This window comes from Bradyrhizobium sp. BRP23 (assembly GCF_020194135.1).
GTDB classification, from domain to species: domain Bacteria; phylum Pseudomonadota; class Alphaproteobacteria; order Rhizobiales; family Xanthobacteraceae; genus Bradyrhizobium; species Bradyrhizobium yuanmingense.
Genome location: NZ_JADYVW010000003.1, coordinates 174,640 through 190,007 on the forward strand (window position 1 = coordinate 174,640; position 15,368 = coordinate 190,007).

Here is a 15,368-nt window from a genome sequence, read left to right on the forward strand (position 1 = left end):
CTGCTATTGGCTGGCGAACCGGTCCGTCCGGTCCGTAAACGGGGCGCTTGTGCCCCAGACTGGCCGCATTGTACGGCTCATAAGGGCACCGCTCACAAGGGCATATCGCGTATCCGGTCCGCCGCCAATCGCCAAAACCAATCACTGAACTGCTTGACCAAGACCACTTGACCGAGCCCCTTTTGACCAAGACCGCTTGATGTCGCTCCAGATCGCATTGCGCAAGAAGGCCTCCGCCCTCACCGCCCTCGTCACGGCCACGGCGATCGCGCTGACGCCGTTCTCGGCCGCGCGCGCGCAGGCCAAGGGGCCGCCGGTCCTGCGCGACACCGAGACCGAGCAGCTGCTGCGCGAATACACGCGTCCGATCCTGCGCGTTGCGGGTCTGGAGAAGCACAACATCCAGATGGTGATCATCAACGACGGCTCGTTCAACGCCTTCGTCGCGGATGGCCGCCGCATCTTCGTCAATTGGGGCGCGATCCTGCAATCGGAGACGCCGAACCAGATCATCGGCGTGCTCGCGCACGAGACCGGACACCTGGCGGGCGGCCATCTGTCCAAGCTGCGCGAGCAGCTCGCCGCCGCCCAGACCCAGATGATCATCGCGATGCTGCTCGGCGCCGGCGCGATTGCGGCCGGCAGCACGCAGCGCAGCAGCGTAGGCAACAACGGGCTCGCCAATGCTGGCGCGGCCGCCATCGCCGCTCCGCAGGAGGTGATCCGCCGCACGCTGCTGTCCTACCAGCGCCAGCAGGAGGAGAATGCCGACCGCGCCGGCGTGAAATTCCTGGCTGCGACCCAGCAATCGCCCAAGGGCATGTACGAGACGTTCAAGCGCTTCACCAGCGAGAGCCTGTTCGCCGCGCGCGGTGCCGATCCCTACCTGCAGTCGCATCCGATGCCGGCCGAGCGCGTCGCCGCACTACAGGAGTTCGCAAGCTCCAGCCCCTACTGGAACAAGAAGGACGATCCCGCGCTCCAGCTTCGGCATGACATGGTCCGCGCCAAAATCTCCGCCTTCATGGAGCGGCCGGAGACGGTGTACCGCCGCTATCCCCAGACCAACGACAGCCTGCCGGCGCGCTATGCCCGCGCCATCAGCACCTATTTGCACGGTGATCTGCGCAGCGCGCTCGCCCAGATCGACGCGCTGATCCAGGTGCAGCCGAACAACCCGTATTTCTACGAGGTGCGCGGCCAGGCGCTCCTGGAAAGCGGCAAGGCGGCCGAAGCGATCGCTCCCTTGCGTAAGGCCGTCGCCCTCTCGAACAACGCCCCCCTCATCGAGATGTTACTTGGGCAGGCTCTGGTCGGAACCGATAATAAGGCCTACACCGACGATGCCGTTCGAATTCTCCGCGCCGCGGTGGCCCGGGAGCCCGAGGCGGCGCTCGGTTATACCCAGCTCGCGATGGCCTATGGCCGGAAGGGAGATTATGCGGAGGCAGATCTCGCCTCGGCCCAGGCCGCATATTTGCGCGGCGACAACAAAACCGCCCGCGAGCTTGCCACGCGCGCGAAAACACGTTTCGCCGTCGGCACCCCCGGATGGGTCAAGGCCGACGACATCGTGGCGGCGAAGCCGCCGCGCAACTGACGCAAACTCGAACGACGCCCGACCACGACGTCACGACACCGGGCTTGCTCCGCCGGGACGTTTCTCGAAACCCGCTTTGGATAAGAGGATTTGACTATGCCTTCGCTGCGCCTGCTCGCTCCTGCCCTGTTCGCGCTCGCCATGTTCGGCGCAGCCGTGCCCGCCTCGGCCGACAGTTTCTCCGACAGCCAGCGCACCGAGATCGAGAAGATCATCAAGAACTATCTCGTCAGCAATCCCGAGGTGCTCGAGGAGGCCATGGCCGAGCTCAGCAAGCGCCAGGCCGCGGCCGAAACGCAGAAGCACCAAGCCAGCATCGCGCAGAACGCCGAGGCGATCTTCAACTCGCCGCGCCAGGTCGTGCTCGGCAACAGGGACGGCGACGTCACCTTCGTCGAGTTCTTCGACTACAATTGCGGCTATTGCAAGCGCGCGATGGACGACATGCTGACCATCATGAAGGGCGATCCGAAGCTGAAGGTGGTGCTGAAGGAATTTCCGGTGCTGAGCCAGGGCTCGGTGGAAGCGGCGCAGGTCGGGGTCGCCGTGCGCATGCAAGATCCCTCCGGCAAGAAATATCTCGACTTCCATCAGAAACTGCTCAGCGGCCGCGGCGCCGCCGACAAGGCCCGCGCGATGCAAGCCGCCAAGGAAGCCGGTCTCGACACGGCTCGCATCGAGAAGGACATCGCCAGCCCCGAGGTGCGCGCCACCCTCGAGGAGAATTTCAAGCTCGCCGAAGCGATGGGCATGAACGGTACGCCGAGCTACGTGATCGGCAAGCAGATCGTGATCGGTGCCGTCGGTGTTGAAAGCCTGAAGGAGAAGATCGGCATTGCCCGTTGCGGCAAGGCGACCTGCTGATCACAGTTTTACGATAGCGAGAACACAAAAAGGCCGGCAGACATGCCGGCCTTTTTTCTTGCGCTGAACGTTGGCGCCTTCGTGCAAAGTCATTCATCTGGCGTTCAACAAACAAAAGCCGCGGAACAGTCGAAGTTCCGGAACAACTCAAATCCCCTTTCGTTGTCGGCGCGGGCAATGACGCGAATGAACACGTGAGGAGAATTTCGATGTTGAACCGCTTTATGATTTCGGTTGCCGCAGTCGCGCTCGTCGCGGGCACTGGCCTCGCGAACGCGCAGGGCAATATGGGCCGCGACAGCGGCGGCGGCGCCGGTGGCGCGCAGATGCAGCATTCGCAGCCTTCCGGCGGCGCGGCTGAGCGCGGTGGCTCGATGAGCCAGGACAAGGGGACCGTTGGCCAGGCCGGCGGCTCCGGGACGATGAAGTCCGAAGACAAGTCCGGCGCGATGAAGGACGAGCGCTCCTCGGGCGGCGCGATGAACAAGAACGCGGCCGAGGACAAGTCTGGTACCACCAAGGGCCAGCGCACCGATGATCGCGCGCAGGGCCAGATGGACAAGTCCCAGCAGGACAAGTCCAAGAGCATGAGCCAGGACACCAGCAAGTCCGGTGCTAAGGACCAGAAGGACATGAAGGCTGAGGGCAGCAAGGGAGGCACCTCGACCACCGAGACCCGACAGGGCGCCGGCACCACGAGCACCAACCAGAACGTGCAGGGTCAGACTGGCACCAGCTCGACCCAGAACGCGCAGGGCCAGAGCTCGACCACGGTCGGCCAGGCCGGCGCCGCTGCCAAGCTTTCGACTGAGCAGCGCACGCAGATCACGTCCGTGATCCGCGAGCAGCGCGTCGCCCCGGTGACCAACGTGAACTTCTCGATCTCGGTCGGCACCCGCATTCCGCGGGAGGGCATCACCCTTCACGCCCTGCCGTCTCGGGTCGTGTCGATCTATCCGGAGTGGCGGAGCTACAAGTATGTCCTGGTCCGGGAAGAGATCGTCATCATCGATCCGGACACCTACGAGATCGTGGCCGTCCTGAACGTCTAAGGCGGACACGGGCAATCTCAGGGGCGGGCAGCGATGCCCGCCCCTTTGCATGCGCCGGGCAGCCATGCTTCGGACTGGTTAACAAGCAATTTCCGTGGTTTCCGCACAGGTTTTTGCGCACTGGATGAGGCGGTTGAACCCGCCGCTGAGGCCCTTCAAGGCTTCCCCTCACGCGCTTTGTTACCTATAACCCCCGCCACGCCGAAACACCTCTTCCGGGATTGGAATGGCCGAACCTGCAACCGACACGATCCTCGTCCTGAACGGGCCGAACCTCAACATGCTAGGGACCCGCGAGCCCGACAAGTATGGCCATGCGACGCTGGCCGACGTCGAGGCGCTGTGCCGGGACACGGCCGCGACGTTCGGCCTGAAGGCGGACTGCCGGCAATCCAACCGCGAAGGCGAGTTGATCGATTTCATCCACGAGGCGCATGCGCGCAAGATGAAGGGCATCATCATCAATGCCGGCGGCTATTCCCACACCTCGATCGCACTGCACGATGCGCTGCTCGCGGTGCAGATTCCGACCGTCGAGGTGCACGTGACCAACATCCACGCCCGTGAGAGTTTTCGTCACCATTCCTACACCGCGCGCGCGGCTTTCGCCTCGCTCTGCGGTTTCGGCATCGAGGGCTACCGCCTCGCCATCCAGGGCCTTGCCGCCAAGCTCGGCATCAAGCCCAACGCCTGACGCTCCCTTCCAACAGAACATTCGGATCAAACAACATGGCGCGCCAGCCAGACGACAAAGCAGCCGCAAAGTTTTCTAGCGAGGATTCCGCGCTCGTCCGCGAGCTGGCACTTCTGCTCGATGAGACCAGCCTCACCGAGATCGAGATCGAGCGAGCGGGTCTGCGACTGCGCGTTGCCCGCAACATCAGCGTTGCCGCGACCATGCCGATGCAGGTGACGGCTCCTCCGGCCGCCCTGCCGGTGGCAGCAAGCCCCGCGGCCCCTGCCGCGGCCGATCTGTCGAAGCATCCCGGCGCCGTGACCTCGCCGATGGTCGGCACCGCCTATTGGGCGCCGGAGCCGGGCGCAAAGCCGTTCATCGACGTCGGCACCAAGGTCTCAGTCGGCCAGACCCTGCTGATCATCGAAGCCATGAAGACGATGAACCAGATCCCCTCGCCGCGCGCCGGCACGGTGACGCAGATCCTGGTCGAGGACGGCCAGCCGGTCGAGTACGGCGAGCCGCTGGTGATCATTGAGTGACGCGAATGGGGAATAGCGAATAGCGAATGGCGTCAGCCTTCCCTACTCGCCATTCGCCACTCGCCATTCGCTGCAGGACAACATGTTCGACAAGATCCTCATAGCCAACCGCGGCGAGATCGCCCTTCGCATCCTCAGGGCCTGCAAGGAGCTCGGGATCGCCACCGTCGCCGTGCACTCCACCGCCGACGCCGATGCCATGCATGTGCGGCTGTCGGACGAGAGCGTCTGCATCGGGCCGCCGGCGTCCAAGGACAGCTATCTCAACGTGCCCGCCCTGCTCGCGGCCTGCGAGATCACGGGCGCCGACGCGGTGCATCCCGGTTACGGCTTCCTCTCCGAGAACGCGCGCTTTGCGGAAATCCTCGCCGAGCACAATCTGCACTTCATCGGTCCGAAGGCCGAGCACATCCGCCTGATGGGCGACAAGATCGAGGCCAAGAAGACCGCCAAGCGCCTCGGCATCCCCGTGGTGCCCGGCTCGGACGGCGCCGTCGGTCCCGACGACGATGCGATGGCGATCGCGAGGAAAATCGGCTTCCCCGTGCTGGTGAAGGCGGCGGCGGGCGGCGGCGGCCGCGGCATGAAAGTCGCGCACAGCGAGGCCGACCTCCAGGTCGCCTTATCGACGGCGGCCAACGAGGCCAAATCCGCCTTTGGCGATGCTTCCGTCTATCTGGAAAAATACCTGCAGAAGCCGCGCCACATCGAGATCCAAATCCTCGGCGACGGCCGCGGCGGCGCGATCCATCTCGGCGAGCGCGACTGCTCGCTGCAGCGCCGCCACCAGAAGGTCTGGGAGGAAGGCCCCTCGCCCGTGCTTGCTGCCGCGGCGCGCGCCAAGATCGGCGAGACCTGCGCGAAAGCGATGCGCGAGATGAAATATCTCGGTGTCGGCACCATCGAATTCCTGTTCGAGGACGGCGAGTTCTACTTCATCGAGATGAACACCCGCATCCAGGTGGAGCATCCCGTCACCGAGAGCATCACCGACATCGACCTCGTGCTGGAGCAGATCCGCATCGCCGCCGGCGGCGACCTGCCGGCCAGGCAGGACGAGGTCCAGGTCATCGGCCATGCGATCGAGTGCCGCATCAACGCTGAGAATCCGCAGACCTTCCGCCCCTCGCCCGGCCGGATCCTGCAATATCATCCGCCCGGCGGCCTCGGGGTGCGGATCGATTCCGCCGTCTACCAGGGCTACACGATCCCGCCCTATTACGACTCCCTCGTTGGCAAGCTGATCGTGCACGGCAAGACCCGCGCCGAATGCCTGATGCGGCTGCGCCGCGCCTTGGACGAGATGGTGGTCGAGGGCATCGAGACCACGCTGCCGCTGTTCCGCGCGCTGGTGCGCGAAGCCGACATCATCAACGGCGACTACCACATCCACTGGCTGGAGCAGTACCTGGCCGGCAAGGTGGAACCAGCGCCGCGATAATCACGTCGTCTCATGGAACCCCTTGCCTCCAATCGCGTTCTGGATGGTTGGGGCCAGTTCCAAGGGGGCGTTTTGAACTCCATTGCCTGCAGACAGGTGAACCGTCGTGACGGCTGAAGGCCAGCGACGGCGCGCATTCTGGCAGATCCTGCTGTTCGCGGCGGGCCTTTTGGTGCTGACCGTGATCAGCGCCGGTTCCGTCTACCTCGTCAACAAGGCGCGGGAGGACAGCAAGTGGGTGGTTCACACCATCGAGGCTGAAAACCAGATCAACGCCCTCCTCTTGGAAATCCGGCGTGCGGAAAGCACCGCCCGCGGCTACCTGCTGACCCAAAGATCGGATTTCAAGGCAGACCACGACAAGGCCATCGCTGCAATCGTGCCAGCGCTCGACAGGCTTACACGCCTGATCGGCGACAATCCGCAACAGCGCAAGAGCATCGAAAAGCTGAGTTCGGTGATCGAGACGCGGCTCGGCCAATTCGCGCAGGAGATGGATTTCATCCGTCAGGGTCAGCCGGAGAAGGCCGCAGGGTTGGTGCGCGAGCTAGCCTCCGCCGATACCACGGCGGCGATTGCCGAAGTCGCGACGGGAATGCTTCAGGAGGAGGAACGGTTATTCCGCCTCCGCACGGCCAACTCCGACCGCAGCCAGACCCTGGCCGCCTCGATGACCGGTATCGGATCCGGCCTGGTTGTGGTGCTGGCGCTGATCTCGATCTGGCTGGTGCGGCGTTCGACACGCGAACGCGATGCGGCCGAAGCGCGCCTGCGCGATGCCAACCTCAATCTTGAGGCCGTCGTCGACGAGCGCACGGCGGATCTGCGCGAAGCCAACGACGAGATCCAGCGCTTTGCCTATATCGTCAGCCACGATCTGCGCTCGCCGCTCGTCAACATCATGGGCTTCACGAGCGAGCTCGAAGAGCTCGGCGGCGACATCTTCCGCCGCATCGGCAGCCTCGCGCACGCCCCCGCGGATGGAGCGCCGCTCGCGCCCGCCGCTCCGGGCGAGATCGCGCTCGAGGGCGCCGACAAGCAGCTCCATGAGGATTTCTCCGAAGCGCTCGGCTTCATCAAATCGTCGATCGCCAAGATGGACCGGCTGATCTCGGCCATCCTCAACCTCACCCGCGAGGGCCGGCGCGAATTCCAGCCGGTGAAGGTCGACACGCGCGAGCTGATCGAGGCCATCGTGACGACGCTGGCGCACCAGGCCGCCGAGGCGCAGGCCGAGATTCACGTCGAGCCCCTGCCGGACCTCGTGAGCGACCGTCTCGCCCTCGAGCAAATTTTCTCCAACCTGATCGACAATGCCATCAAATATCTCAAGCCCGGCGTGCCCGGCGAGATCAGAATCCGCGGGCGGACCAAGCTCGGCTACGCTATCTTCGAGGTCAGCGACAACGGCCGCGGCATCGATCCCAAGGACCACCAGCGGATATTCGACCTGTTCCGCCGCGCGGGAACCCAGGACAAGCCCGGCCAGGGCATTGGTCTTGCCCATGTGCGTGCACTTGTGCGTCGCCTCGGCGGCACCATGTCGGTATCATCGGAACTCAACACGGGCAGCACCTTCACGATCACGCTGCCGATCGCCTGGAACGTGAGCAACCGGAACAGAGATCGATGACCCAGCCTGTCACCATCATCATGGTCGAGGACGACGAGGGCCATGCCCGTCTGATCGAGCGCAATATCCGCCGCTCGGGCGTCAACAACGAGATCGTCTCCTTCACCACCGGGACCGACGCCATGCGGCACCTGTTCGGCGCCGACGGCTCCGGGCTGGTGCAGAAGGGCAACGCGCTCCTGATCCTGCTCGACCTCAACCTCCCCGACATGACCGGGATCGACATCCTGAAGCAGATCAAGGAGAACAAGTACCTGAAGGCCTCGCCCGTGGTGGTGCTGACCACCACCGACGATTCCCAGGAGATCAAGCGCTGCTACGAGCTCGGCTGCAACGTCTACATCACCAAGCCCGTCAACTACGAGAATTTCGCCAACGCCATCCGGCAGCTCGGTCTGTTCTTCTCGGTCATCCAGGTCCCGCCCGCCGCCACATGAACCAGCGCACGCCGACACTGCTCTACATCGACGACGACGGGGCGCTGGCGCGCCTGGTCGATCGCGGCCTGACGCGGCGCGGCTTCCGGGTCGTCCATGCCGCGAGCGGCGAGGAAGGTCTCGAGCACATCCGCCGCGCCGCCGCCCAGAACAGCACCGTAGGCGGCATCGACGTCGTCGCGCTCGACCAGTACATGCCAGGCCTCGACGGGCTCGAGACGCTCGAGCAGATCATGGCGATCCCGGACGCGCCGCCCGTCGTGTTCGTGACCGCCTCGCAGGATTCCAGCATCGCGGTGACGGCGCTCAAGGCGGGAGCGGCCGACTATCTGGTCAAGGACGTCCAGGGCGACTTCATCCCGCTCCTCCACGTCGCCGCCGAAGGCGCGCTACGCCAGGCCGAGCTGCAACGGGCTCGCGAGGAAGCCGAGGCCGAGATACACGCCTCGCGCGACCGCTACGCGGCGCTCGCCGCCGAACGCGAGCTCCTGCTGCGCGAGGTCAATCACCGCGTCGGCAACTCGCTCCAGATCATCGCCTCGCTGCTGCATCTGCAGGCAAGCTCCGCCGCGCAGGACGAGGTCAAGGCGGCGCTGACCAACGCGATGGGCCGCGTCGCCGCGGTGGCGCAGGTGCACCGCCGCCTCTACACCTCGCAGGACCTCAAGAGCGTGGTCCTCAATCAGTATCTGGACTCGCTGCTCGAGGATCTCCGCCGCTCGGCCGAAGGCAACCGCATGTCGCGCCTGACGCTGAAGGCTGAGCCGATCGAGATCGATCCGGACCGTGCGGTCGCCGTCGGCATCATCGTCAACGAGCTGGTGATGAACGCGGTGAAATACGCCTATCCCGACGGCGCCGGCCCGATCCATGTCGAGCTGATCTCGCAAGGCGACGATCTCCTGCTCTCGATCACCGACGACGGCGTTGGCGACAACGCCAAGGCCGATCCGCGCTCCACCGGCATGGGCCAGCGCATCGTCGCAGCCATGGCCACCAAGCTCGACGCCACGGTCGAGCGCGATCCCACGCATTCCGGAACCCGGGTCGTGCTGAAGTTCGGCCGCATGCCCGCAAGCGTCGGCAAGACCAGCACCGCTGCCACGGGCTGAGCGGTTCGGCCGCACCCATCGCAACTGCATTGCGATCCTGCTATGATGGCAAGCCATGACTTCGCGCGACTCCGCCCCGTCTGAAATCACGCCGGCCGTGCTGCTGCGCGCTTATGCCTGCGGCATCTTTCCGATGGCCGAAAGCGCCGACGATCCGACCCTGTTCTGGGTCGAGCCGGAGCTGCGCGGCGTCATCCCGCTCGACGGCTTCCGCGTCGCCTCGCGCCTCGCGCGCACGGTGCGCTCGGATCAGTTTCGCGTCACCGTCAACACCGCATTCAAGGCGACCATCGCCGGCTGCGCGGCGCCGCAAGTGGGCCGCGAGGACACCTGGATCAACAAGCGTATCCGCGACCTCTATGGCGGGCTGTTCGAGCTCGGCCATTGCCACAGCGTCGAAGCCTGGCAGGGCGACGAGCTCGTCGGCGGTCTCTACGGCGTCAGCCTGGGGCGGGCCTTCTTCGGCGAGAGCATGTTCCACAATGTGCGCGATGCCTCGAAGGTCGCGCTGGTGCATCTGGTCGCGCGGCTCATTCACGGCGGCTTCGAGCTGCTCGACACCCAATATGTCACCGAGCACCTGAAGAGCTTCGGCGCCGTCGAGATCTCGCGGCGACGCTATACCGCGCTGCTCGACAAGGCGCTGGCGGGCGAGCCCGGCGATTTCCTGAAGCTCTCCGCCGGCGAAGCGATCCCGGGCGCACGAGCCCTCGAGATCATCGCTTCGCGGCAATAACGAACAGCTCGGTTAGCGGCCAAATCCGGGGATGCCGAACAGGCCTGGGCGCTGCTCCGGTGGTGGCGGCGGCGGCGGCGCCGGTTGCTGCTGCTGGATCGGCGGCAGCGGCTGCGGCGGGCGCTGCTGCACCTGCTTGGGCGCGGCCTTCTTCTGCGTGGGCGGCGGTGGCGGCGGCTTGGCCGCGGCCGGATCCGGTGCCGCCGTCGCCACGGTCTGCTGCGGCTCTTTGCAGTCGGTCAGCCAGATGTCGTAGATCGGATGCTCGACGCCGTGCAGGCCGGGGCTCGCCGCGTACATCCAGCCCGAGAAGATCCGCTTCACCTCGCCCTGCAAGGTGATCTCGTCGACCTCGACGAAGGCGTCGGTGTTGGCCGCTTCAGTCGCGGGACGCGTGTAGCAGGCGTTGGTCTTGACGCGGAGCGCACCGAACTGGACGGTCTCGCCGATCTCCTCGTCGAAATTGATGATGCGCCCGGTGATCTTGTCGAGGCCGGAGAACGTCGCCTTCTTGTTCACGATCTTCTGGGCCGGCGGCTCCGTCACGACCTCGTCGCCCGGCTGGAGGCTGGCCGGCGTCTGCGGCACGCCGCCCTTCTGCTGGGGCTGCCGCTGACCGGGCGCTCCGGGAGCGCCTTGCGGACCCGGCGGAGTGATCGCGGCCGAGGGCGGCTGGTTCGGCGGCGCGAGGGTCGAGCCCGGCGGCGGTGCTAGGGGCTGGGTCTCGACCGGCCCGGGCATCACGTTGCCCTGCCGGCCCGGAGGCGGCGGCATCGGGCGCGACGGCAGCACCCGGCCCTGCGGCGGCAGCTCCGGCACCTCTTCGTCGTCCTCGGGCATCTGCTGCGGCTGGGGCTGGCCGCGCGGAATGCTGCCGGGCGGCCGCAGCGGCGGCGGATCGGAGAAGATCGTGCCGATCTGCGCACTTGCCGGCGTCGCAGCCGTCAGTGCGGTGGCGGCCAAAAGCGCCGCAAGACCGGTCAGGGAAAAGGTTTTGAACATTTCGCGCGGCTTCAACAGCGAATCGGGCTCGTTGGACATTCTACAGGGGATACCGCCGCTCGCAGGCCTTCCGGTTAACACGCCGAATACGGCGGGGGAAGGGCGGCATCCCTGCCCTTCCCGGCCCGGTCTGGCCAGGCCGGCTCCCGGATGGGATAGTCCTGAGCCCCTCGCCGGGGCACCCCCATGGCCGAAGGCGAGCATGCCCTCCAAAGCGCTACGCAGCCGATAATACCGACAGAAATGCCCTCCCTCCTCCGAGCCGTCCTCGCCCTTCCCCTGCGTGCCCTCGGCTGGCTTGGTGGCCAGGGCACGCGCGCGGTGGCGGCGATTGCCTTCATCGCGGTCGCGGTGCCGCCGCTCGGCGCGCTGCTGCGCCCCTACGTCACCGAGGCGATCTTCCTTCTGCTCTGCATCTCCTTCATGCGCGTCGATCTCGGCGCGCTGTACGGACATCTGCGCCGGCCGGCGCTGGTCGCGGCCGCCACCGTTTGGACCACGATCGGTGTGCCGCTAATCTTCGCCCTCGCTGCCCACGCGACGGGGCTCTCCACGAGCTCTCCAGGCCTTGCTCTCGCGCTGATGCTCCAGGGCATGGCCTCGCCGATGATGGCGGCGCCAGCGCTTGCCGCGCTGATGGGCCTCGATGCCGCGCTGGTGCTGGTCACGCTGGTGACCTCGACCGCGCTCGTGCCATTCACCGCCTCGCTGTACGCGAGCCTGTTTCTCGGCGGCATGCTCAGCATCTCTCCGATGACGCTCGGCTTGAAGCTGCTCGGCATCCTCGCCGCATCACTGGTGACCGCCACGATCATCCGCCGTCTGGTGGGCAGTGATGCAATCCAGCGCCACAAGCGGCCGATCGACGGCCTCAACATCATCATACTCTTGGTGTTCGCCTCCGCAGTGATGGGCGACGTCGCAACCGAGTTTCTCGCCGATCCGCTGTTCACGATCGCCGTCGCGCTGCTCGCTTTTGCGGTCTACTTCACCCTCCTCGCCGCAACCACGCTGATCTTCCGACGTGCCGGCACCGAGCGCGCGTTCGCGCTCGGCCTGATGGTGTCACAGCGCAATCTGGGCCTGATGCTGGCGGCCACCGCCGCCGCGCTGCCGGCGACGACCTGGCTCTATTTCGCGCTGACGCAGTTTCCGATTCACTTTGCGCCGTACATGCTGATGCCGATCGCAAGGCGCCTGACGGCACGCACGAATGGGTCCAGCGAGGCAAAAAAGGTCGAAGTTCACCCGTTTGTGTCACAGGAGCGCCGTGAAGGAACAACAATCTAAGGTGGCCGTTCAAGGTCTGTTACCCAAAGGAGGTCGCGATGAGGTTTGCCGTGATTTTGGTTCTCGGCTCGCTCGCGCTGGGCTCGGCCGCGAGAGCCGATCGACCCGGCCCCGACTGGATGCCGATGCAACAAGTGATAGCCAAGATCCTGGAGGCGGGCTATTCCGAGGTCACCAAGCTTGAAGCCGACGATGGCCGGTGGGAGGGCGAAGGCATCAAGAACGGCCAGAAGATGGAATTCCGTGCCGATCCCAAAACCGGCGCCATCGTGAGCGAGAAGCCGGACAAGTGAGCATCGCCGAAGTCCGCTTCTGAGCAACGCCCGACTTCGCCGTTCCGCAGGGCTCGCCAAGGTCAAGAGAAACGTCCTACCCCGCCCGCGCCGCGCGCCGCAGCGCCTGCGGCGGCTGGCCATAGGCGCGGATGAAGGCACGCCGCATGCGCTCGGGGTCGCGGAAGCCGGTCACCTCCGCCACGCGCTCGATCGCCTCGCGCGAGGACTGCACGCGCTCGCGCGCGACTTCGAGCCTGAGCCGCTCGATCGCCTTGGACGGTGTCGTGCCGGTCTCGGCGGCAAAGGCGCGGGCAAAATGCCGCGCGCTCATGCCGGCGCGATCGGCGAGATCCTCCACCGTCAGCGGCGCGTCGAGATTTTCGCGTGCCCAGGATAGCAGTGCGCCGAAACGACCGTTCGGCGCCTTCAGCTCCAACAGCGACGAGAATTGCGACTGCCCGCCGCTGCGGCGGTGATAGAGCACGAGCTGCCGCGCGGTCGCCTGCGCGATCTCCTCACCGTGGTCCTCGGTGACCATCGCGAGCGCGAGGTCGATCCCTGCGGTGATACCTGCGGAGGTCCACACATTACCGTCGCGGGTGAAAATCTGGTCCGGCTCGAACTTCACCTTGGGAAACCGCGCGATGAAATCGCGCGTCCGTCCCCAATGTGTGGTGGCGCGGCGGCCGTCGAGAAGCCCCGCCGCGGCGAGCACGAAGGCGCCCGAGCAGACGCTCGCGACCCGCACGCCGCGCCGTGCCAGCCGCTGCACGAAGGCCCGCGTGACCTCGCAGCGCGCGGCCTCCGCGACGCCCATGCCGCCGGCGACGACGAGCGTCGTGATCGCGTTCGCGGTCTTGAAGTCGCGCGCCATCATCTCGACGCCCGACGAGCTGCGCACCAGCCCCGGCTTGGCGGCCAGCACGCGGATGGCTGGCGCCTTGCCGAGGCAGCGCGCTGCGATCTCGAACGCCGAGATCGGACCTGCCGCATCGAGCAGCTGGAAGTCCGGGAAGATCAGGATGCCGATCATGGGCCAAGCCTGGTATGTAGAGTTGGTATGTCCGAAAGCGAGGGAATTATGCCATTTCAGACAGAAGGGCACCATGCCATTCTGCCGGCGTCAAGCGCATTATCGGAGGCTCCCATGTCGTCACCGCTCCAGATCGGAATCCTGGTATTTCCGCGCGTCACCCAGCTCGACTTCACCGGCCCCTTGCAGGTGTTCGCCATGGTCCCGGACGCAAAGCTGCACCTGATCTGGAAGCGGATCGAGCCGGTGCCGAGCGATTCCGTGCTGACGCTAACGCCGACTACGACCTTTGCGGATTGCCCCCAGCTCGATGTCATCTGCGTGCCGGGCGGCCAGGGCACCAACGACCTTCTCAACGACGAGGACGTGCTCGCATTCCTGCGCAGGCAAGCGGCAGGCGCCAAGTACGTCACCTCGGTCTGCACGGGATCGCTGGCCCTCGGCGCCGCCGGCCTTCTGAAGGGCTACCGCGCCGCCACCCATTGGAGCGCAATGGAGATGCTCGCACAGTTCGGCGCGACGCCGACCAAGACACGCGTCTGCGTCGATCGCAACCGCATCACCGGCGGCGGCGTCACCGCCGGGATCGATTTCGCGCTGACGCTGGTCTCGATCATGGTCAATCGCACCACCGCCGAAGCGATCCAGCTCCAGATGGAATATAATCCAGCCCCGCCGTTCAATGCCGGATCGCCCGACACCGCGCCAGCCGAAGTGCTGGCGCTGCTGAGGGAGCGCGGCGCGCAGAACCATGCACGGCGGCTCGAGGCGGTGCAGCGCGCGGCCGAGCGGGTGGCGTAAAGGATCGGGCTTGCTCTTGTACCCCGGACGCAGCGCAGCGCTGCACGCTGCACCGCGTCCGGGACACGCGAGGCGAACAACGACAGAAAAAGGCCGCTCGGTTTCCCGAGCGGCCTTTCCTGTCTCACGGTGGCTGCACATTCACATCGGGCGATGTCGGAGCTTCCAGACCGGGGGCCTATCTCCCGATCGAGTCCTTCCTCGGCGGCCGCTGCATCTCGGGACAGTCGCGAACTGTTGCCCGAACCGAACGCGATGGTCTCCCATCTCCGTAAGATGGGATCATTGAGCCGCATCGCCCGCCTCGCGGCAACACCTGCGCAGGCGGCATCCCCGCTGTTCCCGTTGTCCACAGCGGCGCAGCGCGGATGCATGTGCATCCGCTTTGGACGATGGTGATTCGTGGGTCGGCCGAAAGGGGCTTAGCCGGGCGTCCAGGGCTGATAGTCGCCGGTCGCCTTGGGACGCCTGCCGCTGGCGAGCGTCGAGCCGGAGGGACGATAGGCCTTGGCCGTGCCGGTGAGATTCGGCTGGTGCGGCTTCTCCCACTCGCGCGGCTGATAATCGATCTCGGTCGGCGGCTTGTCGACGACGTGGTGGATCCAGCCATGCCAGGACGGCGGAATCCGGCTCGCTTCCGCGTAGCCGTTATAGATCACCCAGCGCCGCTCGAAGCCGAGCGCCGGATCGATCGCCCCGCCCCGCGTGCGGTAGTAACGGTTGCCCTGCTCGTCCTCCCCGACCAGCTCGCCATACCGCTTGGTCCAGAGCTGGGTGCCAAAGGTCTGGCCATTCCACCAGGTGAAGAACTTGAGGAAGAATTGTTTCATGCGGCAAGGGCCCTGCTTCGTGGGGTCCTGATGCCATCCGGGGG

The 15,368-nt window shown here is 65.9% G+C and carries 16 protein-coding genes; 13 read left to right on the top strand and 3 right to left on the bottom strand.

The annotated features are described in order from the left end of the window. Positions 1–199: 199 nt before the first annotated feature. The 10 genes from I6F24_RS08840 to aat all read left to right on the top strand — a co-directional run bounded on the left by I6F24_RS08840 (position 200) and on the right by aat (position 10,093). Positions 200–1,600 (top strand): M48 family metalloprotease, encoded by a 1,401-nt coding sequence (locus I6F24_RS08840; protein ID WP_036022887.1) that lies wholly within the window; start codon positions 200–202, stop codon positions 1,598–1,600. 96 nt (positions 1,601–1,696) lie between these two features. Beyond that, the gene (locus I6F24_RS08845) at positions 1,697–2,464 is read left to right on the top strand and encodes a DsbA family protein (RefSeq protein WP_225141780.1); all 768 of its coding nucleotides are present in this window, start codon (positions 1,697–1,699) and stop codon (positions 2,462–2,464) included. A 209-nt stretch (positions 2,465–2,673) separates the two neighbouring features. Further along, positions 2,674–3,516 (top strand): DUF1236 domain-containing protein, encoded by an 843-nt coding sequence (locus tag I6F24_RS08850; protein ID WP_225149550.1) that lies wholly within the window; start codon positions 2,674–2,676, stop codon positions 3,514–3,516. 226 nt (positions 3,517–3,742) lie between these two features. After that, positions 3,743–4,210 (top strand): type II 3-dehydroquinate dehydratase, encoded by a 468-nt coding sequence (gene aroQ, locus I6F24_RS08855; RefSeq protein WP_036022884.1) that lies wholly within the window; start codon positions 3,743–3,745, stop codon positions 4,208–4,210. A gap of 35 nt (positions 4,211–4,245) precedes the next feature. Continuing rightward, a complete protein-coding gene (gene accB, locus I6F24_RS08860) occupies positions 4,246–4,734 on the top strand; it encodes an acetyl-CoA carboxylase biotin carboxyl carrier protein (protein ID WP_036022883.1) in 489 nt (162 codons plus the stop codon). 82 nt (positions 4,735–4,816) lie between these two features. Then, entirely contained in the window at positions 4,817–6,175 is a 1,359-nt protein-coding gene (gene accC / locus I6F24_RS08865) for an acetyl-CoA carboxylase biotin carboxylase subunit (RefSeq protein ID WP_036022882.1), read from the top strand. 106 nt (positions 6,176–6,281) lie between these two features. Continuing rightward, the gene (locus I6F24_RS08870) at positions 6,282–7,808 is read left to right on the top strand and encodes an ATP-binding protein (protein WP_036022881.1); all 1,527 of its coding nucleotides are present in this window, start codon (positions 6,282–6,284) and stop codon (positions 7,806–7,808) included. Next, a complete protein-coding gene (locus tag I6F24_RS08875; protein ID WP_036000093.1) occupies positions 7,805–8,245 on the top strand; it encodes a response regulator in 441 nt (146 codons plus the stop codon). Before I6F24_RS08870 ends, I6F24_RS08875 begins: the two co-directional genes overlap by 4 nt. Beyond that, the gene (locus tag I6F24_RS08880) at positions 8,242–9,357 is read left to right on the top strand and encodes a histidine kinase dimerization/phosphoacceptor domain -containing protein (RefSeq protein WP_036022880.1); all 1,116 of its coding nucleotides are present in this window, start codon (positions 8,242–8,244) and stop codon (positions 9,355–9,357) included. Before I6F24_RS08875 ends, I6F24_RS08880 begins: the two co-directional genes overlap by 4 nt. A 55-nt stretch (positions 9,358–9,412) precedes the next feature. Beyond that, positions 9,413–10,093, top strand: a complete 681-nt coding sequence (gene aat / locus I6F24_RS08885) for a leucyl/phenylalanyl-tRNA--protein transferase (protein ID WP_036022879.1) — start codon at positions 9,413–9,415, stop codon at positions 10,091–10,093. A gap of 12 nt (positions 10,094–10,105) precedes the next feature. On the opposite strand, the gene I6F24_RS08890 is transcribed toward aat, so the two are convergent. Then, complete coding sequence (locus I6F24_RS08890) at positions 10,106–11,134, bottom strand: DUF2155 domain-containing protein (protein WP_036022878.1); 1,029 nt, start codon at positions 11,132–11,134, stop codon at positions 10,106–10,108. Between the two features lie 204 nt (positions 11,135–11,338). Between I6F24_RS08890 and I6F24_RS08895 the strand changes: the two genes are divergently transcribed. Together I6F24_RS08895 and I6F24_RS08900 are read left to right on the top strand one after the other, a co-directional pair. Then, positions 11,339–12,385 (top strand): Na+-dependent transporter, encoded by a 1,047-nt coding sequence (locus I6F24_RS08895; protein ID WP_225149549.1) that lies wholly within the window; start codon positions 11,339–11,341, stop codon positions 12,383–12,385. Positions 12,386–12,423: 38 nt separating this feature from the next. Beyond that, positions 12,424–12,678: a PepSY domain-containing protein gene (locus I6F24_RS08900; RefSeq protein ID WP_036000102.1), complete on the top strand. Its 255-nt coding sequence runs from the start codon at positions 12,424–12,426 to the stop codon at positions 12,676–12,678. Between the two features lie 76 nt (positions 12,679–12,754). Here I6F24_RS08900 and I6F24_RS08905 read toward each other — a convergent pair whose 3' ends face one another. Beyond that, on the bottom strand, positions 12,755–13,693 hold the full coding sequence (locus tag I6F24_RS08905; RefSeq protein WP_225149548.1) for a GlxA family transcriptional regulator: 939 nt from the start codon (positions 13,691–13,693) through the stop codon (positions 12,755–12,757). A gap of 114 nt (positions 13,694–13,807) precedes the next feature. Between I6F24_RS08905 and I6F24_RS08910 the strand changes: the two genes are divergently transcribed. Next, a complete protein-coding gene (locus I6F24_RS08910; RefSeq protein WP_225146725.1) occupies positions 13,808–14,494 on the top strand; it encodes a DJ-1/PfpI family protein in 687 nt (228 codons plus the stop codon). Positions 14,495–14,916: 422 nt separating this feature from the next. On the opposite strand, the gene I6F24_RS08915 is transcribed toward I6F24_RS08910, so the two are convergent. Beyond that, positions 14,917–15,324, bottom strand: a complete 408-nt coding sequence (locus I6F24_RS08915; RefSeq protein ID WP_036022873.1) for an NADH:ubiquinone oxidoreductase subunit NDUFA12 — start codon at positions 15,322–15,324, stop codon at positions 14,917–14,919. Between the last annotated feature and the right edge of the window lie 44 nt (positions 15,325–15,368).

Excerpts from the sequence above, each read along its gene's own strand:
- I6F24_RS08875 (WP_036000093.1), top strand. The coding sequence starts at position 7,805 with ATGACCCAGCCTGTCACCATCATCATGGTCGAGGACGACGAGGGCCAT.
- I6F24_RS08895 (WP_225149549.1), top strand. The coding sequence starts at position 11,339 with ATGCCCTCCCTCCTCCGAGCCGTCCTCGCCCTTCCCCTGCGTGCCCTC.
- I6F24_RS08905 (WP_225149548.1), bottom strand. The coding sequence starts at position 13,693 with ATGATCGGCATCCTGATCTTCCCGGACTTCCAGCTGCTCGATGCGGCA.
- aroQ (WP_036022884.1), top strand. The coding sequence starts at position 3,743 with ATGGCCGAACCTGCAACCGACACGATCCTCGTCCTGAACGGGCCGAAC.
- aat (WP_036022879.1), top strand. The coding sequence starts at position 9,413 with ATGACTTCGCGCGACTCCGCCCCGTCTGAAATCACGCCGGCCGTGCTG.
- I6F24_RS08900 (WP_036000102.1), top strand. The coding sequence starts at position 12,424 with ATGAGGTTTGCCGTGATTTTGGTTCTCGGCTCGCTCGCGCTGGGCTCG.
- I6F24_RS08840 (WP_036022887.1), top strand. The coding sequence starts at position 200 with ATGTCGCTCCAGATCGCATTGCGCAAGAAGGCCTCCGCCCTCACCGCC.
- I6F24_RS08845 (WP_225141780.1), top strand. The coding sequence starts at position 1,697 with ATGCCTTCGCTGCGCCTGCTCGCTCCTGCCCTGTTCGCGCTCGCCATG.
- accB (WP_036022883.1), top strand. The coding sequence starts at position 4,246 with ATGGCGCGCCAGCCAGACGACAAAGCAGCCGCAAAGTTTTCTAGCGAG.
- accC (WP_036022882.1), top strand. The coding sequence starts at position 4,817 with ATGTTCGACAAGATCCTCATAGCCAACCGCGGCGAGATCGCCCTTCGC.
- I6F24_RS08850 (WP_225149550.1), top strand. The coding sequence starts at position 2,674 with ATGTTGAACCGCTTTATGATTTCGGTTGCCGCAGTCGCGCTCGTCGCG.
- I6F24_RS08880 (WP_036022880.1), top strand. The coding sequence starts at position 8,242 with ATGAACCAGCGCACGCCGACACTGCTCTACATCGACGACGACGGGGCG.
- I6F24_RS08890 (WP_036022878.1), bottom strand. The coding sequence starts at position 11,134 with ATGTCCAACGAGCCCGATTCGCTGTTGAAGCCGCGCGAAATGTTCAAA.
- I6F24_RS08915 (WP_036022873.1), bottom strand. The coding sequence starts at position 15,324 with ATGAAACAATTCTTCCTCAAGTTCTTCACCTGGTGGAATGGCCAGACC.
- I6F24_RS08910 (WP_225146725.1), top strand. The coding sequence starts at position 13,808 with ATGTCGTCACCGCTCCAGATCGGAATCCTGGTATTTCCGCGCGTCACC.